Annotated in this window: 21 protein-coding genes and 4 tRNA genes; 17 read left to right on the top strand and 8 right to left on the bottom strand. The window is 65.6% G+C overall.

The genetic code is table 11. From position 1 onward, the window contains the following. Positions 1-8: 8 nt before the first annotated feature. The 6 genes from lepB (at position 9) to acpS (ending at position 5,339) form a co-directional block, all read left to right on the top strand. The gene (gene lepB / locus LXE91_RS10535; RefSeq protein ID WP_039348369.1) at positions 9-902 is read left to right on the top strand and encodes a signal peptidase I; all 894 of its coding nucleotides are present in this window, start codon (positions 9-11) and stop codon (positions 900-902) included. Positions 903-1,055: 153 nt separating this feature from the next. Then, positions 1,056-2,282, top strand: coding sequence for a ribonuclease III (gene rnc, locus LXE91_RS10540; RefSeq protein WP_039348367.1), 1,227 nt, complete (start codon positions 1,056-1,058; stop codon positions 2,280-2,282). A 60-nt stretch (positions 2,283-2,342) separates the two neighbouring features. Further along, positions 2,343-3,242, top strand: coding sequence for a GTPase Era (gene era / locus LXE91_RS10545; RefSeq protein WP_006476493.1), 900 nt, complete (start codon positions 2,343-2,345; stop codon positions 3,240-3,242). After that, positions 3,229-4,065 carry a DNA repair protein RecO gene (gene recO, locus LXE91_RS10550; RefSeq protein WP_011351416.1) on the top strand — a complete coding sequence of 279 codons (837 nt, stop codon included), beginning with the start codon at positions 3,229-3,231 and terminating at the stop codon, positions 4,063-4,065. The genes era and recO overlap by 14 nt, the downstream gene beginning before the upstream one ends. Further along, the gene (gene pdxJ / locus LXE91_RS10555; RefSeq protein ID WP_039348363.1) at positions 4,062-4,838 is read left to right on the top strand and encodes a pyridoxine 5'-phosphate synthase; all 777 of its coding nucleotides are present in this window, start codon (positions 4,062-4,064) and stop codon (positions 4,836-4,838) included. Before recO ends, pdxJ begins: the two co-directional genes overlap by 4 nt. 72 nt (positions 4,839-4,910) lie before the next feature. Continuing rightward, on the top strand, positions 4,911-5,339 hold the full coding sequence (gene acpS / locus LXE91_RS10560) for a holo-ACP synthase (RefSeq protein ID WP_011351418.1): 429 nt from the start codon (positions 4,911-4,913) through the stop codon (positions 5,337-5,339). 33 nt (positions 5,340-5,372) lie between these two features. On the opposite strand, the gene LXE91_RS10565 is transcribed toward acpS, so the two are convergent. Then, on the bottom strand, positions 5,373-6,434 hold the full coding sequence (locus LXE91_RS10565; protein ID WP_039348360.1) for an RNA-guided endonuclease InsQ/TnpB family protein: 1,062 nt from the start codon (positions 6,432-6,434) through the stop codon (positions 5,373-5,375). 83 nt (positions 6,435-6,517) lie between these two features. Here LXE91_RS10565 and nagZ point away from each other — a divergent pair, with 83 nt between their 5' ends. Continuing rightward, complete coding sequence (gene nagZ, locus LXE91_RS10570) at positions 6,518-7,546, top strand: beta-N-acetylhexosaminidase (protein ID WP_039348357.1); 1,029 nt, start codon at positions 6,518-6,520, stop codon at positions 7,544-7,546. A gap of 190 nt (positions 7,547-7,736) precedes the next feature. Here the strand turns inward: nagZ and LXE91_RS10575 are convergent, their stop codons facing one another. From LXE91_RS10575 to earP, 3 genes are all read right to left on the bottom strand, one after another. Next, entirely contained in the window at positions 7,737-9,122 is a 1,386-nt protein-coding gene (locus LXE91_RS10575; RefSeq protein WP_039348354.1) for a sigma-54-dependent transcriptional regulator, read from the bottom strand. Between the two features lie 269 nt (positions 9,123-9,391). Further along, complete coding sequence (gene efp, locus LXE91_RS10580; RefSeq protein WP_011351421.1) at positions 9,392-9,949, bottom strand: elongation factor P; 558 nt, start codon at positions 9,947-9,949, stop codon at positions 9,392-9,394. Between the two features lie 127 nt (positions 9,950-10,076). Continuing rightward, the gene (gene earP, locus LXE91_RS10585) at positions 10,077-11,270 is read right to left on the bottom strand and encodes an elongation factor P maturation arginine rhamnosyltransferase EarP (protein ID WP_039348351.1); all 1,194 of its coding nucleotides are present in this window, start codon (positions 11,268-11,270) and stop codon (positions 10,077-10,079) included. Positions 11,271-11,346: 76 nt separating this feature from the next. Here earP and uvrC point away from each other — a divergent pair, with 76 nt between their 5' ends. From uvrC to LXE91_RS10620, 7 genes are all read left to right on the top strand, one after another. Continuing rightward, positions 11,347-13,380 carry an excinuclease ABC subunit UvrC gene (uvrC, locus tag LXE91_RS10590; protein ID WP_039348348.1) on the top strand — a complete coding sequence of 678 codons (2,034 nt, stop codon included), beginning with the start codon at positions 11,347-11,349 and terminating at the stop codon, positions 13,378-13,380. 90 nt (positions 13,381-13,470) lie between these two features. Beyond that, the gene (gene pgsA / locus LXE91_RS10595) at positions 13,471-14,058 is read left to right on the top strand and encodes a CDP-diacylglycerol--glycerol-3-phosphate 3-phosphatidyltransferase (RefSeq protein WP_039348345.1); all 588 of its coding nucleotides are present in this window, start codon (positions 13,471-13,473) and stop codon (positions 14,056-14,058) included. A 135-nt stretch (positions 14,059-14,193) separates the two neighbouring features. Then, positions 14,194-14,269: transfer RNA gene (locus LXE91_RS10600), tRNA-Gly, on the top strand. Between the two features lie 52 nt (positions 14,270-14,321). Continuing rightward, positions 14,322-14,397, top strand: a tRNA-Gly gene (locus LXE91_RS10605). A gap of 51 nt (positions 14,398-14,448) precedes the next feature. Next, positions 14,449-14,524: transfer RNA gene (locus LXE91_RS10610), tRNA-Gly, on the top strand. 100 nt (positions 14,525-14,624) lie between these two features. After that, positions 14,625-14,698: transfer RNA gene (locus LXE91_RS10615), tRNA-Cys, on the top strand. Between the two features lie 257 nt (positions 14,699-14,955). Continuing rightward, complete coding sequence (locus LXE91_RS10620; RefSeq protein WP_223274327.1) at positions 14,956-15,285, top strand: GNAT family N-acetyltransferase; 330 nt, start codon at positions 14,956-14,958, stop codon at positions 15,283-15,285. 116 nt (positions 15,286-15,401) lie between these two features. Here LXE91_RS10620 and LXE91_RS10625 read toward each other — a convergent pair whose 3' ends face one another. Then, the gene (locus LXE91_RS10625) at positions 15,402-15,950 is read right to left on the bottom strand and encodes a GNAT family N-acetyltransferase (protein ID WP_039348343.1); all 549 of its coding nucleotides are present in this window, start codon (positions 15,948-15,950) and stop codon (positions 15,402-15,404) included. 58 nt (positions 15,951-16,008) lie between these two features. Next, the gene (locus LXE91_RS10630) at positions 16,009-16,632 is read right to left on the bottom strand and encodes a helix-turn-helix domain-containing protein (protein WP_039348340.1); all 624 of its coding nucleotides are present in this window, start codon (positions 16,630-16,632) and stop codon (positions 16,009-16,011) included. A 141-nt stretch (positions 16,633-16,773) separates the two neighbouring features. Here LXE91_RS10630 and LXE91_RS10635 point away from each other — a divergent pair, with 141 nt between their 5' ends. After that, positions 16,774-17,010: a ParD-like family protein gene (locus tag LXE91_RS10635; RefSeq protein WP_039348336.1), complete on the top strand. Its 237-nt coding sequence runs from the start codon at positions 16,774-16,776 to the stop codon at positions 17,008-17,010. Then, positions 17,010-17,816: a type I methionyl aminopeptidase gene (gene map / locus LXE91_RS10640; RefSeq protein ID WP_039348332.1), complete on the top strand. Its 807-nt coding sequence runs from the start codon at positions 17,010-17,012 to the stop codon at positions 17,814-17,816. The genes LXE91_RS10635 and map overlap by 1 nt, the downstream gene beginning before the upstream one ends. A gap of 157 nt (positions 17,817-17,973) precedes the next feature. Here map and LXE91_RS10645 read toward each other — a convergent pair whose 3' ends face one another. Then, positions 17,974-18,477 carry a GAF domain-containing protein gene (locus tag LXE91_RS10645; protein WP_039348330.1) on the bottom strand — a complete coding sequence of 168 codons (504 nt, stop codon included), beginning with the start codon at positions 18,475-18,477 and terminating at the stop codon, positions 17,974-17,976. A 102-nt stretch (positions 18,478-18,579) separates the two neighbouring features. Continuing rightward, on the bottom strand, positions 18,580-19,497 hold the full coding sequence (locus tag LXE91_RS10650) for a LysR family transcriptional regulator (protein ID WP_039348327.1): 918 nt from the start codon (positions 19,495-19,497) through the stop codon (positions 18,580-18,582). Between the two features lie 109 nt (positions 19,498-19,606). Between LXE91_RS10650 and LXE91_RS10655 the strand changes: the two genes are divergently transcribed. After that, positions 19,607-20,479 (top strand): pirin family protein, encoded by an 873-nt coding sequence (locus tag LXE91_RS10655; RefSeq protein WP_039348325.1) that lies wholly within the window; start codon positions 19,607-19,609, stop codon positions 20,477-20,479. Positions 20,480-20,577 lie beyond the last annotated feature (98 nt).

Raw genomic sequence — 20,577 nt, forward strand, 5'->3', positions numbered from 1 at the left:
ATCCTTTTATGAATTTTGCGCTGATTCTTTTTGTGCTCGTCATCTTGACGGGCGTAGCGTGGGTGCTGGACAAACTGGTGTTCCTGCCGCGGCGTCGCAAGGCGGCCGACTCGGCGATCGAGGAGTTCGATCGTCAGCAGTCGCGCATCGACAAGCGCTTCGCGGATGAAAACGCGGCGCAGACGCGTTCGAAGCTGCGCGACGAGAAGCTGCGCCAGCCGTGGTGGCTCGAGTACACGGCGAGCTTCTTCCCGGTGATCCTGGCGGTGTTCGTCGTGCGTTCGTTCGTCGTCGAGCCGTTCAAGATTCCGTCGGGCTCGATGGTGCCGACGCTGCTCGTCGGCGATTTCATCCTCGTCAACAAGTTCGAGTACGGTCTGCGCCTGCCGGTCACGAACACGAAGATTACGCAGGGCAGCCCGCTGTCGCGCGGCGACGTCGTCGTGTTCCGCTATCCGAAGGACGAGTCGGTCGACTACATCAAGCGCGTGATCGGCCTGCCGGGCGATACCGTCGCGTACCAGGACAAGCAGCTCACGATCAACGGCCAGCCGGTGCCCGAAACGCCGCTGCCCGATTTCTTCGACGACGAGCGCCAGAATTACGCGAAGCAGTTCGAGGAAACGATCGGCAACAAGAAGAACGCGATCCTCAACAACCCGGCCGTGCCGCCGTTCGTGATGGGCGCATACGACTACCCGTATCGCGACAACTGCACGTACAACAGCCGCGGCGTGATCTGCAAGGTGCCGCCCGGTCACTACTTCATGATGGGCGACAACCGCGACAACAGCGCGGACAGCCGCTACTGGGGTTTCGTGCCGGACCAGAACATCGTCGGCCGCGCGTTCTTCATCTGGATGAACTTCAGCGACCTGAAGCGCATCGGTTCCTTCAACTGATCGCATTCGACTCACTCGCACTACGCAACGCACGGGCCGCGTCGCGTAGTGCCGAACTACTTTAAGAACCGGCGGTAACACCGCTTCGTCACGCCTTTTGCGTCCGGCCGTGCCGTTTCGGCTCGACCGGGCGCCCGCGTTATACTCCTGCACATGCCCTCATCCCAGTTGGAAAGCCGGCTGCGCTACGAATTTCGCAATGCGGAATTGCTGCGCCAGGCTTTGACCCATCGCAGTCACAGTGCCACGCACAACGAACGGCTCGAGTTTCTCGGCGATTCCGTTCTGAATTGCGCGGTGGCCGCCCTTTTGTTCCAGCGTTTCGGCAAGCTGGACGAAGGCGATCTGTCGCGCGTACGCGCCAACCTCGTCAAACAGCAGTCGCTGTACGAAATCGCTCAGGCCCTGAATATTTCGGACGGGTTGCGGCTGGGCGAAGGCGAGCTGCGCAGCGGCGGGTTCCGCCGCCCGTCGATCCTCGCGGACGCGTTCGAAGCCATCATCGGGGCCGTGTTCCTCGATGGCGGCTTCGAAGCCGCCCAAGGGGTCATCAAGCGCCTCTATATCCCGATTCTCGATCACATCGATCCGCGCACGCTCGGCAAGGACGCGAAGACGCTGCTGCAGGAATACCTGCAGGGGCACAAGATCGCGCTGCCGACCTACACGGTGGTCGCGACGCATGGTGCGGCGCACAACCAGCAATTCGAAGTCGAATGCACGGTGCCGAAGCTCGACGTGAAGGTGTCGGGCTCCGGTGCGAGCCGGCGCGCAGCCGAGCAGGCTGCCGCGAAGAAGGCGCTCGATGAAGTGATGGCGGCCGCGCCGATGTTGGCCGCAAAGCCGAAGCGCTCGAAAAACGCGCGCGGGTCGAAACACGTCGAACCCGAAATCGTGCCGGGCGTGAAGGGCGTGCAGGAAGCGCTCGACCTGCGCTCGCCGGAGCGGAAGGAACGCGCGGCGGCGCGCGAGGCGAGGGCGGCCGGTGCGGCGCCCGCGGCCACCGCTGCGACCGGTGCCGAGCCGGCAGCGGCGCCGATGGCCGCGATTCGCGCGGCGCATGTCGACGCGGCGGCGGAAAAGGGCGAACGGGCGGCGAAGCCGGCGGCGGACAAGGCTGTCGACAAGCCGGCCGAGCGAGCCGACAAGGCCGCGGAGAAGCCCGTGGAAGCCGTGCCCGCTGCACGCGCAGCCGACAAGCCGGCTGGCCAGGCCGCCGATCCGGCATCGTCGTCCGCCGACAAGTCTTCCGCCGGTACCGACTCCGCTTCGCGTGCGGCTGCGCGCACACGCGACACCGCGGCACCGGATTCCGAGACGCCGCCGGGCGGCGCGAGCCTCGCCGCCGCTCAGGCGCGCGTGGCCGATGCCGACCACTGAATTGCCCATCGATCGTGCCGCGCGCCGCGCGGCCGTTTCCGAACCTGTCTCCCAAACGATATGAACACTCCCGCTCCTACCGGTTTCCGTTGCGGCATGATCGCGATCGTGGGCCGCCCGAACGTCGGCAAGTCGACGTTGATGAACGCACTCGTCGGCCAGAAGATCAGCATCACGTCGCGCAAGGCGCAGACGACCCGCCACCGCATCACCGGCATCAATACGTTCGACGACGCGCAATTCGTGTTCGTCGACACGCCGGGCTTCCAGACCCGCCACAGCACCGCGCTGAACCGTTCGCTGAATCGCGCGGTCACGTCGACGCTCACGTCGGTCGACGTGATCCTGTTCGTGATCGAGGCCGGCCGCTTCGGGCCGGACGACCAGAAGGTGCTCGACCTGATCCCGCCCGGCATGCCGACGCTGCTGATCGCGAACAAGATCGACCGCGTGAACGACAAGGCCACGCTGTTCCCGTTCATGCAGAAGGTGAGCGAGCTGCGCGAATTCACCGAGCTCGTGCCGTTGTCGGCTCAGAAGCCGGAAGACATCAAGCGCCTGCTGGACACGATCAAGCCGTACCTGCCGGAAGGCGAGCCGATCTACGGCGAGGACGAGCTGACCGACCGCAGCTCGCGTTTCCTCGCCGCCGAAATCCTGCGCGAGAAGGTGTTCCGCTGGACCGGCGACGAATTGCCGTACACGAGCACCGTGCTGATCGACAAGTTCGAGGAGGAAGGGCGCCTGAAGCGTATCTTCGCGACGATCCTCGTCGAGCGCGATTCGCACAAGGCAATGGTGATCGGCAAGAAGGGCGAGAAGCTCAAGCAGATCAGCACCGAGGCGCGGATGGACATGGAGAAGCTGTTCGACGGCCCCGTGTACCTCGAGACCTTCGTGAAGGTGAAGAGCGGCTGGGCCGACAACGAGGCGGGGCTGCGCGCCTATGGGTACGAATGACGCGCTGACGTCGACCGAAGACGCGGTGACGGCCGGCGCGAACGACGCGCCGCTGCCGGCACCGCCTGAACCGCCGCGCAAGGCGCGGCGCGCGACGTCACGCACGTCCGATTTCCGTGTCGCCGAGCAGCCGGCGTACGTGCTGCACAGTTATCCCTATCGGGAAACGAGCCTGATCATCGACGTGCTGACGCGCGATCATGGCCGGCTCGCGCTCGTCGCGAAGGGCGCGAAACGCCCGCACTCCGCGTTGCGCGGCGTACTGCAGACCTTTCAGCCGCTGCTGCTGTCCTGGTCGGGCAAATCCGAGGTGCGCACGCTGACGGGTGCCGAATGGGTAGGAGGGATGCTGCCGCTCGGCGGAGACGGGCTCTTGTGCGGTTTCTACGCGAACGAACTGCTCGTGAAGTTCTGCGCCCGCGAAGATCCGCAGCCGCCGCTCTTCAATCATTACGTGCTGACCCTCACGCGCCTTGCGCACGGCGAACCCGCGGTGCAGGTGCTGCGCTCGTTCGAGCGCGTGCTGCTGCGCGAGACGGGCTACGCAATGGCGCTGAACCGGACGGTCGCGCGCCGCGCGGTCGAGCCTGACCGTCGCTACGTGTTCGATCCCGAGCGTGGCGTGCGCAATGCGGACGACGAAGTCCCGTCGCACTGGCCGGTCATTTCCGGACAGACGTTGCTCGACATGGAGCAGGACGATTACCATCGAGCCCAGACGGTTGCGCAAAGCAAGACGCTGATGCGCTTCCTGCTGAACACCTATCTCGGCGGTACGCCGCTTGCCACGCGTCAGATCCTGATCGACCTGCAAAACCTATGAGCTTTTTCCTGACAACGCCCACCGCCATCGACCTCGGCGTCAACATCGACCACGTCGCGACGCTGCGCAATGTGCGCGGCACGACCTATCCCGATCCGATCCGCGCGGCGCTCGCCGCCGAAGAAGCCGGTGCGGATGCGATCACGCTGCACCTGCGCGAAGATCGCCGCCACATCGTCGATGCGGATGTGCGCAAGCTGCGCCCGTTGCTGAAGACGCGCATGAACCTCGAATGCGCGGTGACTGCCGAGATGCTCGATATCGCATGCGAAGTGCGTCCGCACGACGCGTGCCTCGTGCCCGAGAAGCGCGAGGAACTGACGACCGAAGGCGGTCTCGATGTCGCCGGCCACTTCGAAGCCGTGCGTGCGGCATGCCAGCAGCTTGCCGACGTGGGTGTGCGCGTGTCGCTGTTCATCGACCCGGACGAGACGCAGATCCGTGCCGCGCACGAAGCGGGCGCGCCGGTGATCGAGCTGCATACGGGCCGTTACGCCGAAGCGCACGACGAAGCCGAGCAGCAACGCGAATACGAGCGCATCGTCGCGGGCGTTCAGGCCGGCGCGCAGCTCGGCCTGAAGGTCAACGCCGGCCACGGCCTGCACTACACGAACGTGCAGCAGATCGCCGCGATCGACGGCATCGTCGAACTGAACATTGGCCACGCGATCGTCGCGCACGCGATTTTCGCGGGCTGGGACAACGCGGTGCGCGAAATGAAGGCGATCATGGTCGCCGCACGCGTTGCCGCGCTGCATGGCGGCGCGCGCTGAAGATGAATTGCCGCTGCGCGTCGCGCGTCATGCCTGACCCGGCCCGGCCGGGTCGTACCGGCGCGTACTGACATGGCGATCTACGGCATCGGTACCGACATCGCCCAGGTGAGCCGCATCGCGGCCGTGCTCGAACGCACGGGCGGCCGGTTTGCCGAGAAGGTGCTGGGCCCCGACGAGCTGCGCGTGTTCCATGCGCGCCGTGCCCGCTCCGAGGCGCGCGGCATCGCGTTCCTCGCGACGCGCTTTTCCGCGAAGGAAGCGTTCTCGAAGGCGATCGGGCTCGGCATGCACTGGCCGATGACGTGGCGTGCGCTGCAGACCCTCAACCATCCGAGCGGCGAGCCGTACGTGGTTGCGTCGGGCGAGCTGGCCGACTGGCTTGCCGCCCGTGGCATCACGGCGCGCGTGACGGTCAGCGACGAACGCGACTACGCGGTGTCGTTCGTGGTCGCCGAGACGGACGCTGCGCCTGCACCTGTTTCCCGAACCTCCTCCTGACGGAATTCCCGATTCGTTGACGTCCTCATCCACCTAAAGGCAGTTGATTCCCACACCTGGCGATGCACGTCCGCATCGGAGAATGTTCAGCGCAGCGTTGGTATCCCGATCATGCTCGACACCACAGTCACTGCAGGCCCACTCTCTTATTCTCAGTCCCGCGATACCTTTCGGCCGCGTCGAGCTGTCTTTCGATCCGCACGCCGAACAGGACTGGGTCGAACCGCTTTCGTCGACTTCCTCGAACGTGACTCCGTGCGCGATCGCTTTGTAGCGGAGCTTGTTTCGGAAGGACGACCAGGATGCGTCGTAAACGCTCCTCGCCATCCTGGTTCTGGCGAGTTTGGCGGCAGACACGTTGCCGACCACGATGTAATCGAAACGCCGCACCAGATCGAGCGCGAGCTTGTGTTGGAAATCGGTGCGGGCGTTCGCGACCTTCGCGCGCAGCTTCGCGATATGCCGCTTGTGTTTGCGCGCCCGTTGCGCTTTCGCGAGCTTTTCGGCCGCGCATCGACCGAACCGATCGTTAGGCAGCTTCTCACCGGTCGAAAGTGTGGCGAAGTCTTTCAGGCCGAGATCAATGCCGACACCGGAACGAATCGGTCGGGCGTGAACATCGGGCATTTCGATCACGATATTCAGAAACCAATTGCCGCGCGCGTCTTGCGCAAAGCTGGTTCCGTCCTTGATCTTGCCTTCGGGAAGCGGGCGGCTGTTGAACACGCGAAACGTGTTACCGGCAAAACGAAACGCGTCGCCCTCGCGTTTCAGATCACGGCCCTTCAGCGGCACCCAACCGAGCGATTTCCTGCTGCGATAGCGCAGCCAAGGGCGCCGGTGCTGGCTGCGAGACTTCGCGTATTGTTCGCACGTTGCGTTGACGGTGCCCGAGTGGATGCCGAGTTCCTTGCTGCTACCCGTGGTCGGCACATTCAAATCAAAACCCGTTGGCCACCTCTTGTTCCACTTGGGCGCGTGCTTCTGCGTGTCGTTGCAGAAGTGCCAGACGTAGTTCACTGCACGGCTCTGCTTGTTAAGCAGTCTGTTGAGCGATTTCACCCGGTAGCGGTAGACGAGAATCGTACCGGTGATCCTAATCTGTGGAAGAAGCTGCCTGTCAACGGCACTCCTTTCCTTCCCGCTATGAGTTGCGGGGTTTCTCCGAGCAAATCTTTATGAAAACGACTCCCGGCCCGGTCATGCTCGACGTCGTCGGCACGACCCTGTCGCGCGACGATGCGCGGCGCCTCGCGCATCCGAATACCGGCGGCGTGATCCTGTTCGCGCGGCACTTCCAGAACCGCGCGCAACTGACCGCGCTGACCGACGCGATCCGCGCGGTGCGCGAAGACATCCTGATCGCCGTCGATCACGAGGGCGGGCGCGTGCAGCGTTTCCGCACCGACGGCTTCACGGTGCTGCCCGCGATGCGCCGCCTCGGTGAGCTGTGGGACCGCGACGTGCTGCTCGCGACGAAGGTCGCCACGGCCGTCGGCTACATCCTGGCCGCCGAGCTGCGCGCATGCGGGATCGACATGAGCTTCACGCCCGTGCTCGACCTCGACTACGGGCACTCGAAAGTGATCGGCGATCGCGCATTCCATCGCGATCCGCGCGTCGTCACGCTGCTCGCGAAGAGCCTGAATCAGGGGCTGTCGCTCGCCGGGATGGCAAATTGCGGCAAGCATTTCCCGGGGCACGGCTTCGCGGAGGCCGACTCGCACGTCGCGTTGCCGACCGACGACCGTCCGCTCGACGCGATCCTCAAGCAGGACGTCGCACCGTACGACTGGCTCGGCCTGTCGCTGTCCGCGGTGATTCCCGCGCACGTGATCTACACGCAGGTCGACAAGCGGCCGGCCGGTTTCTCGCGGGTGTGGCTGCAGGACATCCTGCGCGGCCGGCTCGGCTTCACTGGCGCGATCTTCAGCGACGACCTGTCGATGGAGGCCGCGCGCGAAGGCGGCACGCTCACGCAGGCGGCCGACGCCGCGCTCGCGGCCGGTTGCGACATGGTGCTCGTCTGCAACCAGCCGGACGCGGCCGAGGTCGTGCTGAACGGGCTGAAAGCACGGGCAACGGACGAGTCGGTGCGACGCTTCAAGCGGATGCGTGCGCGCGGCAAGGCGTTCAAGTGGGACAAGCTGATCGTGCAGCCCGAGTATCTGCAGGCGCAGGCGCTGTTGAGCAGCGCATTGGCCTGAGCGGGGAGGGGATGGCGCGGTCTGCGCCGTTCCGGTCACCGAAACAAGAAAGCCGCGCAATCGCGCGGCTTTTTTATGCATTGCTACCGGTGCGAACCGGGCAGCTTCAGGCGTCAAGCAGGTTGACGACGTGCGCTTTAGTGCAACTAACGGTCAAACCCTGCCAGCGCCTTCGAGCATCGCCGCCCGCTCAGTTCACCTTCATCCGCTGCAGCTTGTTGTACAGCGTCTTCGGGCTGATGCCGAGCAGCGTTGCGGCGCGGTGGCGCGTGCCGCCGACGGCATCGAGCGTCGCGCGGATCAGCAGATCCTCGACGTCTGACAGCGGCGTGCCGACCTTGATCTGCACGCTGCTGCCGTTCAGTGCGGCGCCGGCCGAGAAGCTCGGCTCGCCCGCGCGCAGCGTCTCGATGAAATCGCCCGATGCGTCGTACGCGAAGCGCACGCGCTCCTGCAACTCGCGCACGTTGCCCGGCCATTCGTAGGACAGGCATTCGCGCACGAAGCCCGGCGCCGCGCGCTTGTCGGTCGTGCTGCGGCCGGTTGCGCGCGCGTCGCGGTTCAGTTCGTCGATCAGCGCGTCCGCGATCGCGAGCGCGTCGCCGTCGCGCTCGCGCAGCGGCGGCATCGTGATCGACGCCGCATCGAGGCGCAGCCACAGATCCTCGCGCAGCGTGCCGTTCGCGACTGCTTCGCGCGCCGGGCGGCGCGTGGTCGCGATCAGCCGGAAATCGCTCGTGATCGAACTCGTGCCGCCGATCCGCATGAAGTTCTGCGAATCGAGCGCATGCAGCAGGGCTTCCTGCAGCACGAGCGGCAGTGCGGTGATCTCGTCGAGAAACAGCGTGCCGCCGCCGGCCTGTTCGAACAGGCCTGATTCGCGGCGCTCGGCGCCGTCGAACGCGCCGCGCTCATGGCCGAACAGCACGCTGTCGAGCGACGCACCATGCCGGCCGGCCTGCGCGATCGTCCGGCAGTCGAACGACACGAACGGCCCCTTGCGGCGCCGGCTCAGGTCGTGCAGCGTGCGCGCGGCCAGCTTCTTGCCGGTACCGGCTTCGCCCGAGAACAGCACGGCCGTTTCGGTGCGCGCGTTGTGCTCGATCATGTCGTACACGTGCTGCATCGCGTCGCTGCGGCCGACCAGCGCGCCGAAGCGGCCGAGATGGCGCAGCGAGGCGCGCAACGACTGCACTTCGTCGATCAGTTCGTACGGACGCGGGATCCGCGCGAGCAGGCTGCGCAGGCGCGGGATGTTGATCGGCTTCAGCAGGTAGTCCCAGATGCCGTGACGCAGGCCCTCGATGGCGCTCTCGACCGTCGCATTGCCGGTCAGCACGATGACGGGCAACGAGCCGTTCGGCTGTTGCTGCGGCAGGTGCTGGAGCAGGTCGAACCCGCTGCCGTCCGGCAGGTTGAGGTCGACGAGAACGACGTCGGGAATCGAGCGGCCGAGCGCCGTGCGTGCTTCGGCGAGCGACGTGGCCGTGTCGACCGAGAAGCCGTCTGCGGCGAGCAGCGCGGTGAGGCCGGACAGACTGTTGGGATCGTCTTCGACAATCAGGGCGTGTGGCATGGTGGACGCGAGTCGAGTCAAGAGAGGCGGGCTGTCGGCCGTCGGGGCCGCAGCCGCATGTCAGATTAAAAACTGATTTTATGCCCCGCTGAACGCGTCACGAGCATTATTTCTCCGGCGCTATAAAACAGTTACCGATGATACAAATTGAATATCTTTACCGGTGGCTTTTGTGCTTTACATGAGCCTGACTCTCGCCCGGTTGTTGGCGCCGGACAAACAAAAAGCGCCCCGAAGGGCGCTTTGTTCGATGCGGGTACCGCTGGCGATTACGCGCGGCTGCGGTATTCGTTCGTACGCGTATCGATTTCGATCTTGTCGCCGGTGTTGCAGAACAGCGGCACTTGCAGTTCGAAGCCCGTTGCGAGCTTGGCGTTCTTCAGCACCTTGCCCGACGACGTGTCGCCCTTGACTGCCGGCTCCGTGTAGGTGATCTCGCGAACGAGGACCGTCGGCAGTTCGACCGAGATCGCCTTTTCGTTGTAGAACACGACTTCGCAAGCCATGCCGTCTTCGAGGTAGTTCAGCGCTTCGCCCATCATTTCCGCTTCGACTTCGAACTGGTTGTAGTCGGCGTCCATGAACACGTACATCGGATCGGCGAAGTACGAGTACGTCACTTCCTTGCGGTCGAGCACGACGACGTCGAACTTGTCGTCAGCCTTGTAGACCGCTTCCTGGCCTGCGTTCGTCAGCAGGTTCTTCATCTTCATCTTGACGACGGCGGAGTTGCGGCCCGACTTGTTGTATTCAGCCTTGGCGATGACCCATGCGTCGCTGCCGATCTGCACGACGTTGCCTACGCGGAGTTCCTGTGCGGTTTTCATAAAAAACTGTCCTGATCAAATCAAATAAATAGGTGCCTGAGCGTTGCGCAACGGCTGACGGCGCAAGCGGTGCGTTCCGGTGGACGCCAAAAGCGAGCGCTTGCCTGGTCAGCCGTCGGATAACCGCTTATTTTAACTGAGATTTTGCGTATTCCGCCAGCTTTCCGGCGAGATCGCCGACGGCCGCGAGCGCATCGGCCCAGCGGGCCGCGTTGGCGTCCAGTGCGGCGCGGTGCTGCCAGAAATCGGCCCAGTCGGGTGTGCCGACGCCGTTCCATGCGTGCCAGAACCGCTCGAGCGCCGCGCGCGGCGCATCGGCGAGGCCGGCTGACAGGTGTGCGAGCGCGGCGTCGAGCTTTGGCAGGTGCACGTCGTCGGCCTGCGGGTAGATGTGCCACACGAACGGTTTGCGGGCCCACTGCGCCCGGACGAACGAATCCTCGCCGCGCACGAAATTGACGTCGGCCACCCACAGCAACGGATCGTAGTCGGCCTGGGGGACGAACGCGAGCCCATGCGCCGTCAGGTTGCCGCTGCGCGCATGCATGCCCGCGCCGAACGACTCGACCCCGAAAAAACGCGCGACCGCAGGCGACACGCGGCCGGCCGGTACGAGTGCGACGACCGGCGTCGGGCCGTCGCGCCACTGTGCGAGCAGCGCGTCGACGGCCGGATTCTCGTACGCGAACAGGCTGACGACGGTCGTGCCCGGGGCAGGCGCCGGGCCGCCGGTCGCGCGCCGCCACCAGGCGTCGCGTGCCGCCGCGTCGGTTTCGAAGGCCGCGCGGCGTGCATCGAGATCGTGCTCCTTCAGGACGCCGCCGGTGCCGGCAGACAGGCCCGGGAAGAAAAACGTCTTCAGCAGCGGGTAGCGCGGATGCGGCGATGGCCGCAGATGGAAATCGGCGACCCAGTCCTCGGCGCTCAGGTATTCGAGATTGATCCACACGGGACGCCGTTCGCGGCGCGCCATCGCCGCGAGATACGCGCCGGGCAACTCGCACGCGAACGCTTCGATCACGACATCGGCAATCTCCAGCGCGTCGCCGACTTCCGCATGCCAGTGCTCGATCACGATCGCATCGACCGTCTGCCGCCCCGCGTCGGGATCGACCCCGGGCAGCAGGCGCGCGAACGTGCGCAGGTCGTCGACGAACAGGCGAACCTGCCAGCCGTGCTCGTGCGCGAGCTGGCGCGCGACGCGCCAGCAGACGCCGATGTCGCCGAAATTGTCGACCACTGTACAGAAGAGGTCGCAGGCGATCGGTTCGCCCGGCGCGAGCGGCGTAGCAGGCAGGGGGGCAGCGGGGGTGCGGGACATCGAAGCGGGCCGGTGAATGCTCTAAACTGGCGATTCTAATAGACCCGTTCCGCGTTACAAGGCGCCCGGATCACGCATGACATCCCCTGAAGCTTCCGATACCCCGTTCGAACCGAAGAAGATCCTTGCGCAGTTGCCGCACATGCCCGGCGTCTATCGCTATTACGACACGGCGGGCGCCGTGCTCTATGTCGGCAAGGCACGCGACCTGAAGAAGCGCGTTTCGAGCTATTTCACGAAGACGCAGCTGTCGCCGCGCATCGCGATGATGGTCACGCGCATCGCGCGCATCGAGACGACCGTCACGCGCTCGGAGGCCGAGGCGCTGCTGCTCGAGAACAACCTGATCAAGGCGCTCGCGCCGCGCTACAACATCCTGTTTCGCGACGACAAGTCGTATCCGTACCTGAAGCTCACCGCGCACCGCTTTCCGCGCATGGCCTACTACCGCGGCTCGGTCGACAAGCAGAACCAGTATTTCGGACCGTTCCCGAGCGCCTGGGCCGTGCGCGAGAGCATCCAGATCCTGCAGCGCGTGTTCCAGCTGCGCACCTGCGAGGATTCGGTCTTCAACAACCGCACGCGGCCGTGCCTGCTGCACCAGATCGGGCGCTGCACGGCGCCGTGCGTCGGCGCGATCTCCGACGAGGACTACGCCATCGACGTCTCGAACGCCGCGCGCTTCCTGCTCGGCCGGCAGTCCGAAGTGATGAAGGAGCTCGAGCAGAAGATGCACGCATTCGCGGCCGAGCTGAAATTCGAGCAGGCGGCGGCCGTGCGCAACCAGATGAGCTCGCTCGCGACGGTGCTTCACCAGCAGGCGATCGAGGTCGGCAGCGACAGCGACGTCGACATCCTGGCCGTCGTCGCACAGGGCGGGCGCGTGTGCGTGAATCTCGCGATGGTGCGTGGCGGCCGGCATCTCGGCGACAAGGCGTACTTCCCGACGCACGTCGAAAGCGCGCTGACGCTCGCCGAGGGCGGGATCGGCGACGAGTCCGAGCTGGCGGAGGCGGTCGATGCGTCCGCCGACGCATTGCCCGACCTGCCCGCGGAAGAGTCCGGCCGCACGCGCGGTGACGCGGCGGCGTCGGTCGAGGCCGAAGTGCTCGACGCGTTCATCGCGCAGCACTATCTCGGCAACCGCGTGCCGCCCGTGCTGGTCGTGAGCCATGCGCCCGCGAGCCGCGACCTGCTCGAGCTGCTGTCCGAGCAGGCCGGCCACAAGGTGTCGCTGGTGCGGCAGCCGCAGGGGCAGCGGCGTGCGTGGTTGTCGATGGCCGAGCAGAATGCGCAGATTGCGCTCATGCGGCTGCTGTCCGAGCAGGGCTCGCAGCAGGCGCGCACGCGTGCGCTCGCGGAGACGCTCAGCTACGAATGCGACGATCTCGCGACGCTGCGGATCGAATGCTTCGACATCAGCCATACGATGGGCGAGGCAACACAGGCGTCGTGCGTGGTCTACCACCATCACAAGATGCAGTCGGGTGAATACCGCCGCTACAACATCACCGGGATCACGCCGGGCGACGATTACGCGGCGATGCGGCAGGTGCTCACGCGCCGCTACGAGAAGATGGTCGAGCAGGCCGCGCAGGCGGCGGCCGCCGACGATGCGGCCGGCATCGACGGCGAGTCGACGCGCCAGGCCGAAGCGTCGAGCCTGTTGCCGAACATCGTGCTGATCGACGGCGGCAAGGGGCAGGTCGAAATCGCGCGCCAGGTGTTCACCGAGCTCGGCCTCGACACGTCGATGCTGGTCGGCGTCGCGAAAGGCGAAGGGCGCAAGGTCGGCCTCGAGACGCTCGTGTTCGCGGACGGCCGCACACCCCTCGAACTCGGCAAGGAAAGCGCCGCGCTGATGCTCGTCGCGCAGATCCGCGACGAGGCGCACCGCTTCGCGATCACCGGCATGCGTGCCAAGCGGGCGAAGGCGCGCCAGACATCGCGGCTCGAGGAGCTCGAGGGTGTCGGCGCGAAGCGCCGGCAGCGGCTGCTCGCGCGGTTCGGCGGGTTGCGCGGCGTGGTTGCCGCGAGCGTCGAGGAACTCGCGAGCGTCGAGGGCATCTCGCACGCGCTCGCCGAGCAGATCTACAAGCAGCTTCACTGACGCGGCCGTGCGGCCGGCTGCCTTGCCAGCGTTCTTGTGGCAGGCCGGTCGACACGGCACAATTGCGAATCCTTTACTGTCCCGCATGCCATGCCGTTCAATTTCCCGATTTTCCTGACGTGGGTACGGATCGTGCTGATTCCGCTCGTCGTCGGCGTGTTCTACCTGCCGGACACGGTGATGGGCGGCGCGCACCGCAACCTCGCGGCGGCGGCGATCTTCATTCTTGCGGCGCTGACCGACTGGTTCGACGGCTATCTGGCCCGCAAGTGGAACCAGACGTCGTCGTTCGGCGCATTTCTCGATCCGGTGGCGGACAAGCTGATGGTGACGGCCGCGCTGCTGATCCTCGTGCAGATTTCGCGGGTCGACGCGGCAATCGCACTCGTGATCGTCGGCCGCGAGATCGCGATTTCGGCGCTGCGCGAGTGGATGGCGCAGATCGGCGCGTCGAAGAGCGTCGCGGTGAACCAGCTCGGCAAGTTCAAGACTGCATGCCAAATGGTCGCAATTCCGATGCTGCTGTTCTACGCTCCGCTGCCGCTCGGTATCGCGACGATCGACACGCGTGTGTGGGGCGAATGGCTGATGTATCTTGCCGCGGTGCTGACGATCTGGTCGATGCTGTACTACATGAAGCTCGCATGGCCGCAGATTCGCGAGCGCGGCGGCGCGTGATGGGGCCGGTCGAGCAGGTTTTTGTAAAAAGGGCTGGAAAAGCCCTTGACACACGAATGTGCCTTCGACATAATCTCGCTTCTCCGCTGCACGACGAAGTAAGTGTGTGACGGGGAAGCGGTAGCGCAGCAATACGCGGGAGTAGCTCAGTTGGTAGAGCGCAACCTTGCCAAGGTTGAGGTCGCGAGTTCGAGACTCGTCTCCCGCTCCAGATTTTTTTGGCAGCGTGTTGTACGGCAAAGCGCTGCAGATGCAGGACACATGCGGGAGTAGCTCAGTTGGTAGAGCGCAACCTTGCCAAGGTTGAGGTCGCGAGTTCGAGACTCGTCTCCCGCTCCAGATTTTTCTGGCAGCGTGTTGTACGGCGAAGCGCTGCAGATGCAGGACAATGCGGGAGTAGCTCAGTTGGTAGAGCGCAACCTTGCCAAGGTTGAGGTCGCGAGTTCGAGACTCGTCTCCCGCTCCAAGTAATGGGGAAGCCAAGCTTCCCTTTTTATTTGATGGACTTTCGGTCCTCGAATAAAAAATCTGTCGCTTGCCTCACGGCATTCGTACAGTCCGCTTTTGGCGCGATAGCAAAGCGGTTATGCAGCGGCCTGCAAAGCCGTTTAGGCCGGTTCGACTCCGGCTCGCGCCTCCAGAAAAAGCCCCGCTTCGGCGGGGCTTTTCTTTTTCTGCGTCCGGTTCGGAGGGGGGGCGGGTGCGGTAGCATGGCGCGATCAGCGGGCGTTCGAGTCCTGCACGAGACGCCGAGGCGATCGATGGCGAAACCAGGTGAAGCGAATTGACCACCCCGGGCTTGAAGTGAGAGCGGCGCGGCTAGCCGATTGCGCCGCAATCGCGAGGCTGCTGTGCCAGCTTGGATAAGAGGCAACGCCCGCGCTGATTCACGAAAAATTGCAGTCGTTCGCCGACAAGCCAGGTGACCGGGTATGTGTGGCAACGATGGGCGGCGAGGTGGTCGGCAGCATCAGCCTGCACATCCTGCCGCTCTTTCATGCAGCCGGAAATCTCGGGCGCATCACGAGCATGGTCGTCGACGAGCGTTACAGGGGATGCGGAATTGGCGGTGCACTGATGGCGACTGCAGAACGTTGGTTCGAGAGCGGCCGATGTGTGAAGCTGGAGGTGACGAGTGGCGATCAACGCCCGGACGCTCACCGTTTTTATGCGCATCATGGTTTCGTGCGAGACGGGCAGCGGCTCTCCCGGAAAATGCATCCGTAGCGCATGCCTAAAAGCAAAAGCCCGGTGTGAGCGGACTTTTTTGGTTTCAGCGGTTGAAGCGCGATGCTCGAACGGGCTTCGGCTGTGCGATGCCGCTCGTTTGTCGCGCGCTTCGCTCAACCATCCACCGGCTGCGCCGGCGTGTCGAGCGTCAACTGATAGAACGCCGCGTCGAGCCACCGGCCGAACTTGAATCCCGCCTGCGTGATCGTGCCCGAGTGCACGAATCCCAGCTTCGTATGCAGTGCGATGCTTCCTGCGTTGGTTGCGTCGATGCAGCCGACCACCACGTGCACCTGTGCTTCGCGCGCGCGCCGGACCACTTCGCGCAGCAGCACCTCGCCCAGCCCGCGGCCGCGCTGGTCGCGATGCACGTACACGCTGTGTTCGACCGTGTACTTGAAGGCGGGAAACGCGCGGAACGTGCCCCAGCTCGCAAAGCCCAGCAGCGTGCCCGATGCATCCACCGCGCCGATGACCGGGAAGCCGCCCGCGCGCTTCGCCGCGAACCATGCGACCATCGCTTCCGGCGGACGCGGCTTGTAGTCGTACAGCGCGGTGGAGTTCGCGATCGCGTCGTTCAGGATCTCGAGAATGGCCGGTGCGTGCTCGGCCTCGCTGCAATCGATCAGGCGCACGTCGTCGCGCTGTTTCGGGGAATTCATACCGGCTCCTGTAGGCAACAAATAGGGCGCGCGCATTGCTGCTGCGACGACGCGCTCATCAGAGGTTCCGCACGCCGGCGGCAGCAGGCGCATCGCAGATCGCGACGACATAGCGGGCGGCATGCGGCGACGGATTGCTGAAAATCAGCGGCCGGTCGAGCCGCATGGCCAGGCAGTCGCCTTCGTTAAGTTCGTGAAGCGCGTCGCCGAACGTGACGTCGACGCGGCCGCTGATCACCCACACCTGCTGATGCAGCGCGCTTTCGCGTCCGCCGCTGTCGTACGCGACGCGTGCACCGGGCGGGAAATCCACCTCGACGAGCTGGATCGGCGACGGCCAGCCGGCCGGGGAGAGGTTGCGGCGCACATAGCCGGACGCAGGGTCTCGCCATTCGGCCTGCTGCGCGCGGCGGGCCAGCGGCTGCGCGGGCGTGTCGTCCTGGTCGCCGCCGAACAGCCCGGCCAGCGACACGCCGAGCCCGGCCGCGAGCTTGTCGAGCACGACGGCCGTCGGGCTGGCCGACGCGCGTTCGATGAGCGAGATCATCGAACGGCTGACGCCCGAGCGCGCGGCCAGCGCGTCGAGCGTGTAGCCTCGCACGGTGCGCAGGTCGCGTACGCGCCGGGCGATGCGTTCGTTGATGCCGGTGTCGTCGGCAACGGCGGTGGCTGATTCTTTCATGATGGATTTATTTTCCAGCAAACTGGAATTCGATGTCAACGGTATCGATCCCAGGCGGCTCGACGGAATTCGAACGGCTTGCCCGGCAGTCGTGCACGGCGTAATATACGAATTGACTACGTTTCGTTTAATTGGGGATATATGGGCATCATCAAGATTTCCGAGCACATGCACGAGCGGCTGCGCTCGACCAGCACGGCGCTGAGCCGCTCGATCAATGCGCAGGCCGAACACTGGCTGCGGGTCGGGATGCTGGCGGAACTCAATCCGGCGCTGTCCTATGGCGACATCTGCCGGATGCTGATCGAGGCCGAAGCACGGGGCGGTGAGACGGGGCCGGCGGAACCGGTCGAGCACGGCATCGAGCAGGTGGCGTAATGGCGAAACGAGAGATCCCGATCCGCGGTGCCGCGGAAATCGCCAAGTCGCGCGAAGCCGCGAAGCTCGCGTCGCAGGTGCTGACGATGATCACCGAGCACGTGAAGCCGGGTGTCACCACCGACGAACTGGACGTGCTCTGCCGCGAATACATCGTCGACGTGCTTGGCGCGATCCCGGCGAACATCGGCTACCACGGCTATCCGAAGACGCTGTGCACGTCGGTCAACCACGTGGTGTGCCACGGCATTCCGACGTCGCGGCCACTGCGCGACGGCGACATCGTGAACCTCGACATCGCGGTGATCAAGGACGGCTGGTTCGGCGATACGAGCCGCATGTATTTCGTCGGCGAACCGAACGAGCTCGCACGACGCCTCGTCGCGACGACCTATGAGGCGATGCACGCGGGCATTCGCGCGGTGCGTCCGGGTGCGACGCTCGGCGACGTCGGCTACGCGATCCAGCAGGTCGCGCATCGCGAAGGCTTCAGCGTGGTTCGCGAATACTGCGGGCACGGCATCGGCGATGTCTATCACGACGAACCGCAGGTGCTTCACTACGGCCGTCCGGGCACCGGCGTGCCGCTTCGGCCGGGGATGATCTTCACGATCGAGCCGATGCTCAACGCGGGCAAGCGCGACACGCGCATGCTGGCGGACGGCTGGACGGTCGTCACGAAGGACCATTCGCTGTCGGCCCAGTGGGAGCACATGGTCGTCGTGACGGAAACGGGCTTCGAGGTGCTGACCGAAGACGCGAAGCCGCAGGCGTTCCCGGCGCTGTCGGGCACGCACGCCGCCTGATACCTGCAGGGCGCCACGAAGGGTGGTGCGGTAGCACAGTGGAACGGGCCCCTTTGCGGGGCCCGTTTCGTTTTCGTTCGAGGTTGCGCGGTGCGCGCGATTTACGCGCGAACGCGGCGACCGGTTGTTCGGTGGAGGCGCGCGGCCAGGCCGCCGCTCAACCGCGCGCCTTCTGCCATGCGTGTTCGACGAACACGCGGCACAGCGCTTCCATCCCCTTGCGGTCTTCGTCGTCGAAGCGCGCGGCGACCGGGCTGTCGACGTCCCACACGCCGAACAGCGTGCCGTCGGCGGCCACCAGTGGCACGACGATTTCCGACTCCGATGCGGCGTCGCACGCGATATGGCCGGGGAAGTCATGCACGTCGCGCACGACCTGCGTCTCGCGCGTCTGCGCGGCCGTGCCGCACACGCCCTTGCCGAGCGCGATCCGCACGCAGGCGGGCTTGCCCTGGAACGGCCCGACCACGAGTTCCGTCCCGTCGAAGAAGTAGAAGCCGGCCCAGTTGAGACGGTCGAGCGAGTGGTAGACCAGCGCGGAGAAGTTGGCCGCGTTCGCGGTCAGGTCGCGTTCGGATTCGACGAGCGCGCGAGCTTGCTCGACGAGCGTCGCGTATTGATCGGCCTTGGAGGCGTTGGGGTCGTTGGACAGCGTGAACATGGCGGGAAAGCGATCAGGGTTGTGAAATGCGCGATGCGCGTACCGCAGTCTACGGCACGCGCGCCGGGTTTGCAGCGGCCGGTCACGCGTGAAGCGGCGCGCTCAATCGGGTTCGAGTTCGGCAAACCGCTCCGCGAGAAAATCCAGCAGGGCACGCACCGCGGGCAGCAACCCCCGGCGCGACGCGAACACCGCGTGCACGATTTCGCGGCGCGGCGCCCAGTCGGGCAGCACGATCACCAGCTCGCCGCGCGCGACCTCATCGCGCACCATCATCGTCGGCAACTGCACGATGCCGACGCCTGCCACGGCCGCCGCGCGCAGCGCGAGCATGCCGCCCGTCACGAAGCGCGGCTGGTGATGAATTTCCGCGTGAGCGCCGTCGGGCCCGCGCAGCCGCCACACGTGCGCGGACTGAGGGGCGCCGTGATCCAGGCTCGGCAGGCGCGCGAGATCGGCGGGAACGGCCGGGGCACCCTGCTCGCGCAGCAGAGCCGGGCTTGCGACAAGGCACTGGCCGCGCTCGGCCAGCACGCGCAGCGCGAGATCGCTGTCTTCGAGCGGCGGCGGGCGTACGCGGATCGCGACGTCGATCCCTTCGCCGACCACGTCGACGCGCCGGTTGGTCGCTTCCAGATGAATCTCGACGCGCGGGCACGCGACCATGAACGCGGCGATCATCGTGCCGACCAGCGAATCGAGCAGCACGATCGGGCAACTGACGCGCACGATGCCGCGCGGCTCCTCGTGCAGCAGCGCGATCGCTTCGTCGGCGGCATCGGCCTCGACGAGCATCGCGCGGCAATGCGCGTAATAGGTCTGGCCGACGTCGGTAACCGTGAAGCGGCGCGTCGAGCGCTGGATCAGCCGCATCCCGAGCCGCGCCTCGAGCAGCGCGATGCGTCGGCTCAGCTTCGATTTCGGCATGTCCAGCGCCCGCCCGGCCGGTGCGAAGCCGCCGTGTTCGACGACCTGCACGAAGTAGTAGAGATCGTTCAGATCCCGCGCTTTATCGTTCATGAAATGGAACGCTGAGTGCGATTTTGGCAGTCTACCGGATCGATCGTTCCACCACTATATTTCTACCCAGGATGCGAAACACGTGTTTCGCCGCAATTCGGAGAAGGCAATGAAGAAGATCCAGGGTGTGTACAGTGCGCCGCGCGGCCATTGGGTCGGCGACGGTTTCCCGGTGCGTTCGATGTTCAGCTACCAGTCCCACGGCGCGCACCTGAGCCCGTTCCTGCTCCTCGACTACGCCGGCCCGACCACGTTCGAGCCGGGTTCGGTCTCGGCGCCGCGCGGTGTCGGCCAGCATCCGCACCGCGGGTTCGAAACGGTGACGATCGTCTATGACGGCGAGGTCGCGCACCGCGACTCGACCGGCGCGGGCGGCGTGATCGGCCCGGGCGACGTGCAGTGGATGACGGCTGCGAGCGGGATCCTGCATGAGGAATTCCACTCGGAAGGATTCACGCAGCGGGGCGGCCCGCTCGAGATGGTGCAGCTGTGGGTGAACCTGCCCGCCGCGGACAAGATGGGCGCGCCCGGCTACCAGACGCTGCTGAACGCCGACATCCCCGTGGTCGAGCTGCCGGACGGCGCGGGGCGTGCGCGGATCATCGCGGGTGAACTCGACGGGCGGCGCGGCCCGGCCCGCACGCATACGCCGATCGACGTATGGGACGTGCGGCTCGTGGCCGGCGGCCATGCGCGATTCCCGGTCGCCGAAGGGAGTACGCTCGCGGTGGTCGTGCTGGGCGGTACCGTGCAGGTGAACGGCGAAACGGTCGCCCGCGAAGCGCAGTTCGTGCAACTCGGCCGCGACGGCAGCGACGTCGAGATCGAAGCGAACGGCGACGCGAAGCTGCTGATCCTGAGCGGTGAACCGATCGACGAACCCGTCGTCGGCTACGGGCCGTTCGTGATGAACTCGCAAGCGGAGATCCGTACCGCGATCGAGGACTTCAACAGCGGCCGCTTCGGCCAGATGCCGGCATGACGGACAGGCCCCGCGCAATGCGGGGCCTTTTTTTGCGCGCGGACGGTCGGTCGCGCGGCGAGGGTGCTTCGAGGCATAATCGTCGATTGCCGCGCGCC

The sequence above is a fragment of the Burkholderia contaminans genome (genome assembly GCF_029633825.1).
Lineage (GTDB): Bacteria > Pseudomonadota > Gammaproteobacteria > Burkholderiales > Burkholderiaceae > Burkholderia > Burkholderia contaminans.

Excerpts from the sequence above, each read along its gene's own strand:
- acpS (WP_011351418.1), top strand. The coding sequence starts at position 4,911 with ATGGCGATCTACGGCATCGGTACCGACATCGCCCAGGTGAGCCGCATC.
- LXE91_RS10630 (WP_039348340.1), bottom strand. The coding sequence starts at position 16,632 with ATGAAAGAATCAGCCACCGCCGTTGCCGACGACACCGGCATCAACGAA.
- pgsA (WP_039348345.1), top strand. The coding sequence starts at position 13,471 with ATGCCGTTCAATTTCCCGATTTTCCTGACGTGGGTACGGATCGTGCTG.
- LXE91_RS10625 (WP_039348343.1), bottom strand. The coding sequence starts at position 15,950 with ATGAATTCCCCGAAACAGCGCGACGACGTGCGCCTGATCGATTGCAGC.
- efp (WP_011351421.1), bottom strand. The coding sequence starts at position 9,949 with ATGAAAACCGCACAGGAACTCCGCGTAGGCAACGTCGTGCAGATCGGC.
- uvrC (WP_039348348.1), top strand. The coding sequence starts at position 11,347 with ATGACATCCCCTGAAGCTTCCGATACCCCGTTCGAACCGAAGAAGATC.
- LXE91_RS10655 (WP_039348325.1), top strand. The coding sequence starts at position 19,607 with ATGAAGAAGATCCAGGGTGTGTACAGTGCGCCGCGCGGCCATTGGGTC.
- nagZ (WP_039348357.1), top strand. The coding sequence starts at position 6,518 with ATGAAAACGACTCCCGGCCCGGTCATGCTCGACGTCGTCGGCACGACC.
- lepB (WP_039348369.1), top strand. The coding sequence starts at position 9 with ATGAATTTTGCGCTGATTCTTTTTGTGCTCGTCATCTTGACGGGCGTA.
- LXE91_RS10645 (WP_039348330.1), bottom strand. The coding sequence starts at position 18,477 with ATGTTCACGCTGTCCAACGACCCCAACGCCTCCAAGGCCGATCAATAC.
- pdxJ (WP_039348363.1), top strand. The coding sequence starts at position 4,062 with ATGAGCTTTTTCCTGACAACGCCCACCGCCATCGACCTCGGCGTCAAC.
- LXE91_RS10575 (WP_039348354.1), bottom strand. The coding sequence starts at position 9,122 with ATGCCACACGCCCTGATTGTCGAAGACGATCCCAACAGTCTGTCCGGC.
- LXE91_RS10650 (WP_039348327.1), bottom strand. The coding sequence starts at position 19,497 with ATGAACGATAAAGCGCGGGATCTGAACGATCTCTACTACTTCGTGCAG.
- map (WP_039348332.1), top strand. The coding sequence starts at position 17,010 with ATGGCGAAACGAGAGATCCCGATCCGCGGTGCCGCGGAAATCGCCAAG.
- recO (WP_011351416.1), top strand. The coding sequence starts at position 3,229 with ATGGGTACGAATGACGCGCTGACGTCGACCGAAGACGCGGTGACGGCC.
- era (WP_006476493.1), top strand. The coding sequence starts at position 2,343 with ATGAACACTCCCGCTCCTACCGGTTTCCGTTGCGGCATGATCGCGATC.
- rnc (WP_039348367.1), top strand. The coding sequence starts at position 1,056 with ATGCCCTCATCCCAGTTGGAAAGCCGGCTGCGCTACGAATTTCGCAAT.
- LXE91_RS10635 (WP_039348336.1), top strand. The coding sequence starts at position 16,774 with ATGGGCATCATCAAGATTTCCGAGCACATGCACGAGCGGCTGCGCTCG.
- earP (WP_039348351.1), bottom strand. The coding sequence starts at position 11,270 with ATGTCCCGCACCCCCGCTGCCCCCCTGCCTGCTACGCCGCTCGCGCCG.